The organism is Mycobacterium sp. AMU20-3851 (genome assembly GCF_043974665.1).
Taxonomy (GTDB): domain Bacteria; phylum Actinomycetota; class Actinomycetes; order Mycobacteriales; family Mycobacteriaceae; genus Mycobacterium.
The window spans coordinates 4,712,970-4,725,723 of record NZ_CP146371.1 but is presented as its reverse complement, the minus strand read 5'-3'; the positions used below and the strand labels follow the sequence as shown (position 1 = coordinate 4,725,723).

At 71.8% G+C, this 12,754-nt stretch carries 10 protein-coding genes; 7 read left to right on the top strand and 3 right to left on the bottom strand.

The window, feature by feature from the left end; translation table 11 throughout:
- The first annotated feature begins 81 nt into the window (after window positions 1-81).
- Window positions 82-1,470: a type VII secretion protein EccB gene (gene eccB / locus V4U86_RS22525; RefSeq protein WP_395308111.1), complete on the top strand. Its 1,389-nt coding sequence runs from the start codon at window positions 82-84 to the stop codon at window positions 1,468-1,470.
- On the opposite strand, the gene mycP is transcribed toward eccB, so the two are convergent.
- Window positions 1,396-2,775, bottom strand: a complete 1,380-nt coding sequence (mycP, locus tag V4U86_RS22520; protein WP_395308110.1) for a type VII secretion-associated serine protease mycosin — start codon at window positions 2,773-2,775, stop codon at window positions 1,396-1,398. The genes eccB and mycP overlap by 75 nt on opposite strands.
- Complete coding sequence (gene eccD / locus V4U86_RS22515) at window positions 2,772-4,085, bottom strand: type VII secretion integral membrane protein EccD (protein WP_395308109.1); 1,314 nt, start codon at window positions 4,083-4,085, stop codon at window positions 2,772-2,774. Before eccD ends, mycP begins: the two co-directional genes overlap by 4 nt.
- Before the next feature lie 109 nt (window positions 4,086-4,194).
- On the opposite strand from eccD, the gene eccCb reads away from it, so the two are divergent.
- The 6 genes from eccCb to V4U86_RS22485 all read left to right on the top strand — a co-directional run bounded on the left by eccCb (window position 4,195) and on the right by V4U86_RS22485 (window position 12,120).
- The gene (gene eccCb, locus V4U86_RS22510; protein WP_395312169.1) at window positions 4,195-7,788 is read left to right on the top strand and encodes a type VII secretion protein EccCb; all 3,594 of its coding nucleotides are present in this window, start codon (window positions 4,195-4,197) and stop codon (window positions 7,786-7,788) included.
- Window positions 7,770-8,900 (top strand): type VII secretion-associated protein, encoded by a 1,131-nt coding sequence (locus V4U86_RS22505; RefSeq protein WP_395308108.1) that lies wholly within the window; start codon window positions 7,770-7,772, stop codon window positions 8,898-8,900. Before eccCb ends, V4U86_RS22505 begins: the two co-directional genes overlap by 19 nt.
- An 87-nt stretch (window positions 8,901-8,987) precedes the next feature.
- Complete coding sequence (locus V4U86_RS22500) at window positions 8,988-9,296, top strand: WXG100 family type VII secretion target (protein WP_395308107.1); 309 nt, start codon at window positions 8,988-8,990, stop codon at window positions 9,294-9,296.
- Window positions 9,297-9,309: 13 nt separating this feature from the next.
- Window positions 9,310-9,606, top strand: a complete 297-nt coding sequence (locus V4U86_RS22495) for a WXG100 family type VII secretion target (RefSeq protein WP_395308106.1) — start codon at window positions 9,310-9,312, stop codon at window positions 9,604-9,606.
- A 199-nt stretch (window positions 9,607-9,805) separates the two neighbouring features.
- Window positions 9,806-11,089 (top strand): helix-turn-helix domain-containing protein, encoded by a 1,284-nt coding sequence (locus V4U86_RS22490; protein WP_395308105.1) that lies wholly within the window; start codon window positions 9,806-9,808, stop codon window positions 11,087-11,089.
- Window positions 11,090-11,184: 95 nt separating this feature from the next.
- On the top strand, window positions 11,185-12,120 hold the full coding sequence (locus V4U86_RS22485) for an alpha/beta hydrolase (RefSeq protein ID WP_395308104.1): 936 nt from the start codon (window positions 11,185-11,187) through the stop codon (window positions 12,118-12,120).
- Here the strand turns inward: V4U86_RS22485 and V4U86_RS22480 are convergent.
- The gene (locus V4U86_RS22480) at window positions 12,053-12,742 is read right to left on the bottom strand and encodes a TetR/AcrR family transcriptional regulator (protein ID WP_395308103.1); all 690 of its coding nucleotides are present in this window, start codon (window positions 12,740-12,742) and stop codon (window positions 12,053-12,055) included. The two genes, V4U86_RS22485 and V4U86_RS22480, sit on opposite strands and share 68 nt — an antisense overlap.
- Between the last annotated feature and the right edge of the window lie 12 nt (window positions 12,743-12,754).

Genomic DNA, 12,754 nt, shown 5'->3' with positions numbered 1-12,754 from the left:
CTACCGGCGAACTCGCGTTCGGTAGCAACTGGTGCGACCCGGGCCGCCCGGCGACGGTTAGGTTCGAACCGGGGGGGACACATGGTTCGGCACACGGTGACACGGCTGCAGGCCAGCGGCTACCGGTTCTTGCGGCGCAGGATGGAGTACGCGCTGGCCTGCCGGGACACCCGCATGCTCGACGACCCGATCCGGAATCAAGCGATCGCATTGACCGCCGGTGTGGTGCTGGCCGCCATCGTGCTCGTTGCCTGCGTCGCGCTGGCGCTGCTGCGGCCGCACGGGAGTCTGGGGACCGACCCGATCGTCATGGTCCGCGAGTCGGGTGCGTTGTACGTCCGGGTGGGTGACACCTTGCACCCGGCGCCGAATCTGGCATCCGCCCGGCTGATCGCCGGGGCACCGGGCCTGCCACGGCTGGTGAGCGCCCAGATGATCGCCGGCGCCAAAGACGGCCCGGCGATGGGCATCCCGGGCGCGCCGGGCACCATCGCGCCCGCGCTGGAACCGGACCACACGGTCTGGACGGTCTGCGATGACGACGCCGGCCGCACCACCGTGTCCATCGGCCCGCCCGCCGACCTGCCGGTGGCCCGACCGGTGCTGGTCACCACGGCGCAGGAACATGCCCCGGGGGTGTATCTGCTGCACGGCGGCAGGCGCGCCGCCGTGGATATCCGCGACCGCGCCGCGGTGCGTGCGCTACGTCTGGACGGTGTTGTCCCACGCCGGGTTTCACCGGCGCTGCTGGACATTCTTCCGGACGCGACGCCGATCACCGCACCGCGCATCCCCGGCGCCGGAGAACCCGGTCCCGCTGCGCTGCGGGACTTTCGGGTCGGTGAGGTCCTGCGGGTCCCGCGCGCCGACGGTGCCGATCACTACCTGGTCCTGGCCGACGGCGTGCAGCGGGTGGAGCGGGTCGCCGCCGACCTGATCCGATTCGCCGGGACGCACGCCGACAGGTCGATTCCCGATGTGGCGGCGTCACGTCTCGCCCCGGTGCCGGTGGTGCAGGCGGTGCCGGTGACCGATCTGCGCGAGACGGTGGCACCGGGATCCACCGGTGCGGTCCTGTGTGCACGCTGGCATGCCCAGGCGGGCACGTCAGATCCGGATACCGCGGTGCTGACGTCCGCCGTCCTGCCGGCACAGCACTCGCTCGACCTGGTCCAGGCCGATGGCAGCGGGCCGCGGGTCGATGCCGTCGCCGTCCCGGCCGGACGCAGCGCCTACGTCCGGGCTGCCGGAGTGGCCGGTGACGGTGTGCCGGCCGGGCCGCGCTACCTGGTCACCGGTGCGGGTGTGGCCCACGGCATCGGTGACAGCCGCGACGCGGCATCGCTCGGGCTGCCGCAGTCGCCGGGCCTCGCACCCTGGCCGCTGCTCGCACTGCTACCGCGCGGACCCGAACTCAGCGCCGCCCGGGCCTCGGTCGTCCGGGACAGCATCATCGGTGCGCCGTCGTGACCGGCGGCCGGGCAACAGCACCGCGGACACCGCCAGCACCGCGCAGACCGCCGCGCCGGTCAGCGCGAACCGGCCCGCACGGCCGTCGGCCGCGGCGACCGTAGTCGGCGCCGACGGGCGGCGGGAACCCGGCGGCGCGGGCTCGCCGATACCGCGAACCGCCGCCAGCACATCGACCACACCGTGCCCCACCGACGGGTTCCAGCCGGAGGCCGGCCGACGCGCCGTGCTCTCGATCCGCTGCATCACCTGCCGCGCGGTCAGCTCCGGGGCGGCCGCGCGAATCAGCGCCGCGATCCCCGATACCACCGGTGCGGCGTAGCTGGTACCGGAGATGGGTTGCGGCTGACCGGGATCGGGCATGGTGTCGACCAGACCCTCACCGGTCGCGCTCAGGGACGTCACCGCTTCGCCCGGCGCCGCCACATCGACCCACGGCCCGGCGAGACTGAACGTCGATGGCGCTCCGCCGGCGTCCACCGACCCGACCGTCAAGACGTAGTCGTCGTACCAACTCGGGCTCGCGACGACCTCGACGCGGTCCCAATCCGGTCGGGACGGTGCCGCCGGGTCGGGCAGCGGATTCTGCTCGGGGCAGGTGCCCCGCCCGCCCACATTGCCCGCGGCGGCCACCACAACCGCATTCCGGATGTCCACCGCATAGGCCAGGGCCGCCCCGAGTGCCCGGTCGTCGAGTGCGTCGGCGACCCCGAGACAGGCGACCGACGATATGTTGATCACCGTGGCTCCCTGATCGGCGGCGGCGCGCACCGCGGCTGCCAACGAATCCACATCACCGACCCCGCTGCCCGTGGACCCGTCGGCGACACGAAACTTCATGCTGGACTGCCGAATCCCCAGAATCGTCGCTTCGGGGGCGACCCCACTGAAGCTGCCCGGATCGGAGGCCGCCCCGATGATCCCGGCGACGATGGTGCCGTGACCGTCGCAGTCGGCGGTCCCGTCCCCGTCAGCGACATAGTCCCCGCCGGGCACCAGATGCGGCAGCAGTCGGTGCCGCGCCACCCCGGTGTCGATGACGGCGACGATCTGTCCGGCGCCGCGGGTACGGACCCAGGCAGCGCGCAGATCGGGCCGGTCGACCTTGGGCACCGTCCGCGCAACCGGCGCTGCCGCACACGATTCGGATTGTGTCGTGGGGTGGCGCGGGGCGGCCGGCCCCGCGCGGGGGAGCAGCCGGTCGTCGACCGGTGGCGGTGTCACCGCACGCACCGGAGCGGCGCTGAGGACGGGGGCGCCGATCAGCAACGCCGCCGCCAGGACCCGGATGAATCCGCTCCTCATCCCAGACTCAACGATCGGACCACCTGGTAGAGCCCCGCCACCCAGCAGGCCAACGGCACCACGGCGGCCATCAACAGGTATTCGGCGATGTCCACGGTGCGCGACCAGGACGGCGCCCGTGCGGCCCGCCCGGCGTAGCACCAACCCGCCAGCGCCAGCACCGCCGCCGGCCCGCCGTAACGCGGCACCGAAACCGTTGCCAGTGCGACCGTGGCGGCGGCGCCCAGCAGGCCACACCACCCCGCGGCGGACCGGCAGGCCGGGTCGGCGTAGAAGCGCACCCGCAGCAACAGCAGCGCCGAGATGACTGCGGCCAGCGCCACGGCCTGCGGCCACGACGGTGAGCCCCTGCTGCCGAGCGCGAGCATCCCGACGGCCAGGGCGGCGGCCACCGAGCTGCCGGCCACCACGCCGGTGAACACCGCGCGGCCGCGGACAGCGGCGTCATCGGAGACGGGACCGGTGTCATCGCTGCGCCCCGGCAGCCTGGGTCGCGGCCCGGCCAGGCCGATCGCGAGCCGACCGGCGACGGTCAACACTCCCAGCGACAGCACGCCCAACACCGCGCCGTGGCTGCCGAGACCGGCCGGCAGCAGCAGCCGTGGCGCACCCACCGCCGTCAGCAGCGCGAGAGCCGTGGCGGTGGCGGTGCCGAATCGGACATCGGCGCCGCAGGTACGCAGCAGCCACACCGACACCGCGCAACCCACCGCGGCCCCCAGTACCACGCCGGGCATGCCCGCCGGGGCCGGCACAGCGAGAAATCCGGTGATGCAACCGAATCCGATGGCAGCGCCGTGCAGAGTCAGCCGCATCGCGGTGGCCGAGCGGCGCGCGATCAACACGCAGGCCACGCTCGCCGCGGCAGCGAGGAAAACCACGACCGGCGTCGGATCCGCGGCGCCGGAGTATCCCAGCGCGACCGCCGCCACCGTGCAGGCACCGGCCCAGGCCGCGGCCGGTGCCACCGATGCCTCGGGCCGGGCATCCGCGGTCGCCACCGCGCGGAACACATTCTGCGGCAGCGGGCCCGGAGGCGGGGCCGCCCACGGGGAGAGCACGATGACGTCACCGTCGACGATCCCGCTCTCGTGCAGCGACATCGACTCGTCGCACCGCCCGCCGCAGATGCGGTCCAACCGCCATCCCCGGGGCGCCGCCGCGTCGGGGGCGGAGCCGACGTCTGCGGTGACGAGTCCGACGATGTCGGGCAGCAGCACCCCCAGCGCCGCGTGCCGGGGCAGGGCAACGTCGACGGCACGCGCCGCGTCGGCGCACTGAATCGAGACCCGGCACAACGGATCGTCCACCCCGCCACCCCCTGACAAGCTCCCCGGGATCACGCTAGCCGCGCCACCGACCCCCACTGCGCACCAAAATTCGATGGAACCGTCGCCACCTCCGTCGCGTCTGAACAACATGGAGTTCCGGTCGGAAAGGCGGTCTGCGGCCCCACCCATGCCCGCCGGGCAGATACCGGTGCGCCAGCCGCCGGAGGTGCCCGTCATCGAACCGGCAGGCCCGGTGGCGCGGCTGCTGCCGATCCTCATGCTCGTCGCCGTCGGCGGCATGATCGTGCTGTACCTGAGCTCGCCGGCCGGTTCGGGCGCATCGGCCACCCGTAACCCGATGTATCTGATCTTCCCGGTGATGATGGTGGTGTCGGCGCTGGGCACGCTGGCCCACGCCGGGCGTGGACGCACCGCAGAACTGGACGCCGGCCGCCGCACCTATCTGCGCTACCTCGACGAACTGGCCGATCAAACCGCGGAAACCGCAGCGCTTCAACACCTTTGCCTGCACCAGCGGCATCCGGACCCGGCGATGTTGTGGACGATACCCGGGAGCGGGCGGATGTGGGAGCGTCGCCCCGACGATCCGGACTTCGGTCGGGTCCGGGTGGGTCTGGCGCCGGGACCGCCGGCCACCCCACTGGTCGCCGCGGCCCCGGATCCGGCGACCGAGAGCGACCCGGTGACCGCGGGCGCGCTGGAAGCTCTGGTGACGGCCCGGTCGAGCGTGCCGGACCTGCCGGTCACCGTGGAGCTGACCGGGCGCATCGGGTTCGGTCCCGACCCGTCTGCCGCTCACGGTCTGGTGCGCGCCATCGTCTGCCAACTCGCGGTGTGGCACGCGCCCGCCGACCTTGGTGTCGCGGTCATCGGAGACGTTGAACAGCAATGGGACTGGCTGAAATGGTTGCCGCACCACGTGCGGCACCCCGGTACCCGCGGACCGGCGCGCACCGTGGTGGTCCGCGCCGGTGCCGGGGCGGTGCCGGCCGGTCCCGATGTCGTGGTGCTCGACCTCGCCGGGGACGGTGACACCGTCATCGACCCGGCAGGTCTCACCCACCCGGATGCGCTGTCCACCGCCCAGGCGACGATGTGTGCGCGCCGGCTGGCTCGGTGGCGTGCGGGCAGCGGCGGCGCACAGTGCCGGGGGTGGGCGCAGTTGATGGGCGTGCGCACCGTCGCCGACCTCGACCCGGCGGTGCTGTGGCGAACCCGCCCGGACCGGGACCGGTTGCGGGTACCCATCGGGCTCGGTGCGGGGCCCGAGGATCGGGACGGGCCGGTATACCTGGACCTCAAGGAGGCCGCCGAACACGGTATGGGCCCGCACGGTCTCTGCGTCGGGGCGACCGGATCCGGGAAATCCGAGTTCCTGCGCACCTTGATCCTGGGCCTGGTCGCCACCCATGCGCCCGACGATCTGAACCTCGCTCTGATCGATTTCAAGGGCGGCGCCACCTTCCTGGGCTTCGACCGGTTGTCGCACGTCTCGGCGGTGATCACCAACCTGGCCGAGGAGGCGTATCTGGTCAGCCGGATGCACGACGCGCTCGCCGGCGAGATGAACCGCCGACAGCAGATCCTGCGGGCCGCGGGCAATCTCGGCAATATCGCCGACTACCGCCGGGCCCGCCGAGCCGACAGCGGTCTGCCCGCGCTGCCGGCGCTGCTCATCGTCATCGACGAGTTCTCCGAACTGCTCAGCAAGCACCCGGATTTCGCGGAGTTGTTCGTGGCGATCGGACGGCTGGGCCGGTCGCTGGGCATGCATCTGCTGCTGGCCAGCCAACGCTTGGACGAGGGCAGGCTGCGCGGCCTGGAGACCCACCTGTCCTACCGGATATGCCTGAAGACGTTCTCGGCCGCGGAATCCCGCGCGATCCTCGGTGTCCCGGATGCCTACGAATTGCCCGCCGCGCCGGGTGCGGCGTACCTGAAGACGTCGGACGGACGGCTGCTCCGGCTGCGCACGGCCTTCGTCTCCGGGCCGGACATCCGGGTCGGGACGCTCCGGAACGCCCGGCCGCGATTGTTCACCTGCGCGTCCGACCCGGCGGAGGATGGCCCGGCCCCGGACGGTCACGACAGCCCGACGGTTCTGGACATCGCGCTGGACCGGTTGGTCGGGCACGGCACCCCGGCGCACCGGATGTGGCTGCCCGTGCCGGCGACGTCGCCCACCCTGGATGACCTGCTTGCCCGGCATGACCACACGCCGCTGAGTGCACCGATAGCTCTGGTGGACAATGCTTTCGCGCAGCGCCGGGATGTGCTCACCGTCGATCTGGCCGCCGCCGGTGGACATGCGGCGGTCATCGGGGCGACCCGGTCGGGCAAGTCCGAACTGCTGTGCACACTGCTGTTGGCGCTGGCCGCCAGGCACACACCCGCCGAGGTGCAGTTCTACTGCCTGGACTTCGGCGGCGGAGCACTTGCCGCACTGCAGGACCTTCCGCACACCGGCGTGGTGGCCGGCCCCGGTGACGGCGAGTTGGCCCGTCGCACGCTGGCGCAGCTGCAGGCGCTCATCCGGCGCCGGGAGAGCGGCGGTCGGGAACCGGCCCCGGACGGTTACGGCGAGGTGTTCCTGGTGGTGGACGGGTGGGGCGCGATGCGCACCGCCGACACCGAGGGCCAGGACGGCATGGAGGACGCCATCACCGCGATGGCGATGTACGGGCTGGCCTACCGGGTGCACGTGATCGTGGCCGCGTCGCGGTGGGCCGAGCTGCGACCGGCGCTCAAGGACCAGCTCGGCAGCCGTATCGAACTGCGCCTTGGCGAGCCGGCGGAATCGGAGATGGACCGCAAAGCGGCGCGCCATCTCACCGACAGCCCGCCGGGGACCGGCATCACCCGCGACGGCCGGCTGTTCCGGGTGGCGCGACCACGGCTGCACGGAGCGGATCCCGCCACCGCCGCGGCCGCGATACGTGCGGAGTCCGCTGGACATGCAGCCGTACCGGTCCGGCTGCTGCCGACGTCGGTGCTGCGCAGCTCGGTCCCGGCGGCCGGGGCGAGCGCCACGCATGTGACGATCGGGATCGGTGAATCCGAACTACGGCCACTGGCCGTGGATTTCGCGGCGTCCCCGCATCTGATCGTGCTCGGGGACGCCTGCTGCGGCAAGACTTCGACCCTGCGCACCCTGTGCGCTCAGCTGACCTCCAGCTGTACGCCGCAGCAGGTCGAGTTGCACATCGTCGATGTGCGCCGGACCCTGCTCGGAGCGGTCGACAGCGGGCACCTCGCGGGCTATCTCTTGTCGGCCGCCATGCTGGCCGAGCACCTCGGCGGGTTGATCGAGCGGCTCCGCACCCGGCTGCCGGGTGCGGCGGTGACCCACCAGCAATTGCGCGACCGGTCGTGGTGGTCGGGCCCGGAGGTCTACCTCATCGTCGACGACTACGAGTTGATCACCGGCGCCGGGCACGACCCGCTGGCGGCACTGCTGGAACTGCTGCCGCATGCCCGCGACATCGGTCTGCACCTGGTGCTCGCCCGGCGGGCCGGGGGCGCGGCCCGGGCGATGTTCACCGCGGTGCCGTCCACCCTGCGCGAGCTGGGGAGCGCCGGCCTGCTGATGAGTGCGGGACCCGAGGAGGGCACGCTGCTGGGTTCGGTCCGGCCCGTTCGCCTGCCATCCGGGCGGGGCACCCTGATCGTGCGGGGGCGCGCCGATGAACGGGTGCAGATCGGATGGACCGCACCGCCGTGACCGCACTCGTGATCGGCCCGGCGGCGGTATCGGGCGGGGAACCGGTTGCGAATGAAATGGTCTGTGCGGCAATCGATGCGATCGACGACCGGCACACCATCGTCGAGGACCGGGTGGTGGACGTCGACGCGCTGTGGGAGACGGTCATCGCCGCGGCCGTGCCGGGCCCGGTGCCCCGACTCACCCTGGTGTGCCCGGGCTGGTGGGATGACGACCGGGTGGCCCGCATCCGTCGGGCGGCCGGCCCGGACCGGACGATCGTCGTCCGGCGGCGGCACGAGATCCACCGGCCCGGTGGATGCCGGGTGGAGATCGCACCGGATTTCGTGTTGTGCCGCACCGCGGGCCGACCGGTCGCCGCGATACCGAGATCGGGGACGCCCGGGGACGTCGCCCGGGCGGTCGTGGCCTCCATCGGTAGCGGCGGTCCGGTGCTCATCGATGTGCCCGCACGCGTTGCCGGAGCCAATGACCTGGCCGCCGCAGTCGCCCGCGGGCTTCGCGGAGGCGGTCTGGAGGTCGAGATGATCGACGATGCGGCCCTGGGTACGGCGGAACTCGACGGTCCCCCCGACGGCCGGCCGCGTCGGGGGATGGTCTGGGCGGTGTCGGCGGGGGTGCTGCTGACCTGCGGTGCGCTGCTCGGCGCCGGCGGGCTCGGGCCACCCGGGCAGGACGCCGAGGAGCCGGTGGTGCTGTTCACCGAGGGGCGGGTGACGGTCCGGCTGCCCGCCGGCTGGAACATCACCCGCGTCACCGGCAGCGCGGGTTCGCCACGCGTACAGGCGGATTCGCCGGGCGACCAGCGCGCCGCGATACTGCTCACCCAGTCGCCGGCCGGTCCCGACCCGGCACGTACCGCCGCCGTGATCGAAGCGGCGCTGGACCGCCAGCCCGCAGGGGTATTCACCGAGTTTCGTGCCGAAGACTTCCGCGGCGGCCGTGCCGTCACCAGCTACATCGAGGTACGCGATCGACGCGAGATCGCCTGGGCGGTCTTCGTGGACGGCCCGGTGCGCATCGCCGTCGGATGCCAGCAGCCCGCGGGCGGCCACGGGCCGATCCGTGCGCAATGTGACGAGGCGATCCGGTCGGCACGTGGCACGCCGTGAAATCGATTTCGGCGCAGACGGAACCGAATCGGGCGTCGCTGCGTCCTACTCACAACGGCACCACACCGAACACGGGGGAGAGCGATGATGTCCGCATTGAACACCGACCTGGAACTCATGCATTCGGTCTCGGGCCAGATCGACGCCCGCAACGAGGAGGTCCGGGCCATGCTGGGCGCCTTCATCGGGCGCATGTGCAGCGTGCCCGCATCGGTATGGGGCGGTGCGGCAGCGGTGCGCTTCCGGGAGGTCGTGGACAGGTGGAACGCGGAATCGATGGCGCTGCATACCGCGCTGGAACGGATCGCCGAGACCATCCGGCTCAATGAGCGGACCCTGCGTGAGGCCGGTGACGGTCACTCGCACCGGATCGGCGCCGTGAGCAGCGAGCTGTAGAGGAACCGGACCGATGGACATGATGCTGACCTACAACTTCGACGAGATCGAGTACACGGTGCGCCAGGAGATCCACACCACCTCGGCCCGGTTCAACGCGGCGCTGGAGGAACTGCGCGCCCAGATCGCCCCGCTTCAGCAGACCTGGACCGCCGAGGCCGCCGAAGCGTACCGGGCCGAGCAGGTGCGCTGGAACCAGTCGGCCGCTGCACTCAACGACATCCTGTTCCGGCTGGGCAACGCGGTGCGCGAGGGTACCGAGGACGTCTCGGCCACCGACCGCCGCGCCGCGACCGCCTGGGGGAGGTGACGCGGGCGCCTGGTGGTGATGACCCTGTGCGGTCCCGTCTCGGGGGGAGAGACCGGCGGGACCGCACAGTCATCGACGGTCCGGTCGGTGAACACGGGTGGCCGCCCTCGGCCGTCAACTATCCTGGGCACATGCGCTGCCTCGAGTGGTCGGCGCAGTGCCGGGACAGTGGCGTCGGCTCGACGCCGGGAGTGTGAGCATGGTGGCGATATCGGACACTGCCGGCGGCTGCGGGCCGTCGGCGAAAGTGCGTGCGCTCCATGAGCTCTTCGTCGCAGGTCAGGTCGACGCTTCCTATCTGGATTCGGTACCGCTGCGCCGGGTGGTGGCCGAGAGCTGGCAACGCAGTCTGGCGACCGGGGTGGACCCCGATGGCACGGGTCGGCACGCCGCCGCCCTGACCGCGCTGGAGGAGGCACGCAGTTCCCATCCGCTGGCGCCGACCCTGCCGCTGATCCGCCGGTTGCTCGTCGAGGATGCCGTGGACTCCGGTGTCGTGGTCGCCATCACCGCCGCGGACGGCACCCTGCTCTGGGTCGAGGGGGACCGGCGCGCCTGCCAGAAGGCCGAGGCGATGAACTTCGTTCCCGGTACGAACTGGAGTGAGAACGTCGCGGGTACCAACGCCCCGGGCACCGCGCTGGCACTGGGCAAAGAGGTGCAGATCCGTGGGTCCGAGCACTACTCGCGCATCGTGCACCCGTGGAACTGCACTGCCGTACCGGTCCACGACCCGACCACCGGCGTGGTGCTGGGCGCCATCGACCTCACCGGTGGACCCCGCGTCGCCGCCCCGGAGACCCTGGCGTTGGTCCGGGCCACCGCCGTCGCCGTGGAGAACCAGCTGGCGCTGCTGCGGCTGACCCGCCCGGCCATCGACACCGACACCGGCACCGCGAGACTGTCGGTCCTCGGTGCGGACCGGCCCCGCTGGCAGGCCGGCGGCTCCACCCCCGTCACCCTCACCGGCAGGCACGCCGACATCCTGGTGCTGCTGATCCGCCATCCCGAAGGTCTGAGCGCCGACCATCTGGCGATCCTGCTCGACGAGAAGGACCTCGACGTGGTCACCATCCGCGCCGAGATGTCGCGGCTGCGCCGGGTGATCGGCAAGAACTTCGTCGAGTCGCGTCCTTACCGGCTGCAGGAACCGGTGACCAGTGACCTCGGTGATGTGCTCGACGCGCTACAGGCCGGCAACGTGAACGGCGCGTTGAACGCCTACACCGGAGCGCTGCTACCCCAGTCGGTGTCCCCGGCCGTCGGGCGGCTGCGCAACGAGCTGTTGGCCAGCCTGCGCGGCGCCGTGCTGGCCGAATCCAAGGGCGGCAACGTCAGCCTGTTGCGGCGTTGGCTGCAGTTGCCGGAGGGCCGCGAGGACCGGCACGGCTGGAAGCTGCTGCACGACCACGCCGCCACCGATCCGGTCGCGCGGGCCAGGGCCCGTGCACATCTGGCCGGTCTGGACGCCGAACTCGGCTGAAACCCGAGCAACACTCCGCGCACCCCGGTTGAACTGGGGTTTCGTCGCTCGAAAAGCGAGTTGTCGGGGCCGATGCGCCGTCCCAGGATCGAGGCATGGACATCGACAGCTACGCAGCCTTCCTGCCGCCCCACCGCCGCGAAATGGCGATGGCGCTACCCCGGTCGACCTGGCTGCCCTGGCGCGGCCGGCGCATCCACATCGCTCGCGCCGGTGCGCCGGGCGCCCCGGTGCGAGCAATCCTGGTGCACGGCGGTGGCGGATACTCCGGTGCGCTCTGGCCGCTGGCCGGTCTGGTCGCCGCCGACCCGGAGATCGACGTCGAGGTGCTCGCACCGGACCTACCGCTGTACGGCTACACCGAGGAACCCGACCCCGGATCCGTGCGCTACACCGACTGGATCGATCTGCTGTGCGACATCGTCGCCGCCGAACGGGCCCGCGACGACCGTCCGATCATCCTGTTCGGCGCCAGCATGGGCGGGATGCTGGCCTATGAGGTCGCCCACCGGACAGGCCTGGTTGACGCGGTACTGGCGACCTGTCTGCTGGACACCGCCGATCCCGTCGTGCGCCGCGCGGTGGCCCGTCACCCGTCCCTCGGACGCGTCGGTGCCCGCGCTTTGCGCGCCATCAGCCCGCTGCTCGGGTCGGTACGGCTGCCGATCCGCTGGCTGGCCGACATGTCGGCGATGAGCAACGACCCGGCGCTGTCGCGGCTGTGCGCCGCGGACCCGCGCGGCGGTGGGGCGCGGGTGCCGCTCGGCTTTCTGTCGAGTTGGCTCAACCATCGGCACACGGCGCCGAAACAATATCGCGGCGCACCGGTCACCCTGGTCGCTCCGGCCGCGGACGCTTGGACGCCCCCGGAGCTGAGTCTGCGCTTTCTGCAACAGATTTCGGGGGACACGACGGCGGTGCTGCTGCAACGCTGCGGGCACTATCCGATCGAGGAACCCGGACTCACCCAGCTGGAGGCGGCGGGCCGTCAGGTGGTGCGGGCCGTGCTGGGGCAAGACGCGCAACGGTGAGTCGCAGCTGCTCGATGTCGTAACCGTGGTGCGGCATCACCCGGTGCAGCTGGGCGTCGACCAGCGCCACGATACTGCGCGCGGTCCGTTCCGGATCCTCGTCGGCATATCCCGTCGCTTCGCTCGCCCCGACGGTGCCCCGGTCACATCGCTTGAGGTGATAGGCGACCTCGGCGCAGAGCCGGTCCTCGAACATCCGCATCTCGTCCAGATCCGCGGCCGTCGTCGCCACCCGGTGCAGCAGGGCATGCAACCGGGGGTGCTCGGCGTGCAGGTCCACCAATTCGTGCAACACCTGATCCATGGTGTCCTCGAAGGACGGGGCGGTGACCCGGAGCTGTTCGAACAGCGCTGTCAGCCGGGCGTCGGCGTCGCGCACGTGCCGCGCGGCCACCGCGTGCAGCAGCGCGCCCTTGTCCGGGAAGTACTGGTAGAGGGTGCCGATCGAGAGTCCGGCCCGCTCGGCGATGCGGTTGGTGGTGGCCGATATGCCCTCCCGGGAGAAGACCTGCGCAGCCGCCTCCACCAGGATGGCCAGCGTCTCCTTGGACCGGGCCTGAAGCGGACGTCTGCGTGCGGTACCGATACCGGCGATGTTCTCCGAAGTCGCGGCCCGTTGCAACCATGATGCAAC

Coding starts and splice junctions, on each gene's coding strand:
- V4U86_RS22490 (WP_395308105.1), top strand. CDS start 9,806: ATGGTGGCGATATCGGACACTGCCGGCGGCTGCGGGCCGTCGGCGAAA.
- V4U86_RS22500 (WP_395308107.1), top strand. CDS start 8,988: ATGTCCGCATTGAACACCGACCTGGAACTCATGCATTCGGTCTCGGGC.
- mycP (WP_395308110.1), bottom strand. CDS start 2,775: ATGAGGAGCGGATTCATCCGGGTCCTGGCGGCGGCGTTGCTGATCGGC.
- eccB (WP_395308111.1), top strand. CDS start 82: ATGGTTCGGCACACGGTGACACGGCTGCAGGCCAGCGGCTACCGGTTC.
- V4U86_RS22495 (WP_395308106.1), top strand. CDS start 9,310: ATGGACATGATGCTGACCTACAACTTCGACGAGATCGAGTACACGGTG.
- V4U86_RS22485 (WP_395308104.1), top strand. CDS start 11,185: ATGGACATCGACAGCTACGCAGCCTTCCTGCCGCCCCACCGCCGCGAA.
- eccCb (WP_395312169.1), top strand. CDS start 4,195: ATGGAGTTCCGGTCGGAAAGGCGGTCTGCGGCCCCACCCATGCCCGCC.
- V4U86_RS22505 (WP_395308108.1), top strand. CDS start 7,770: ATGGACCGCACCGCCGTGACCGCACTCGTGATCGGCCCGGCGGCGGTA.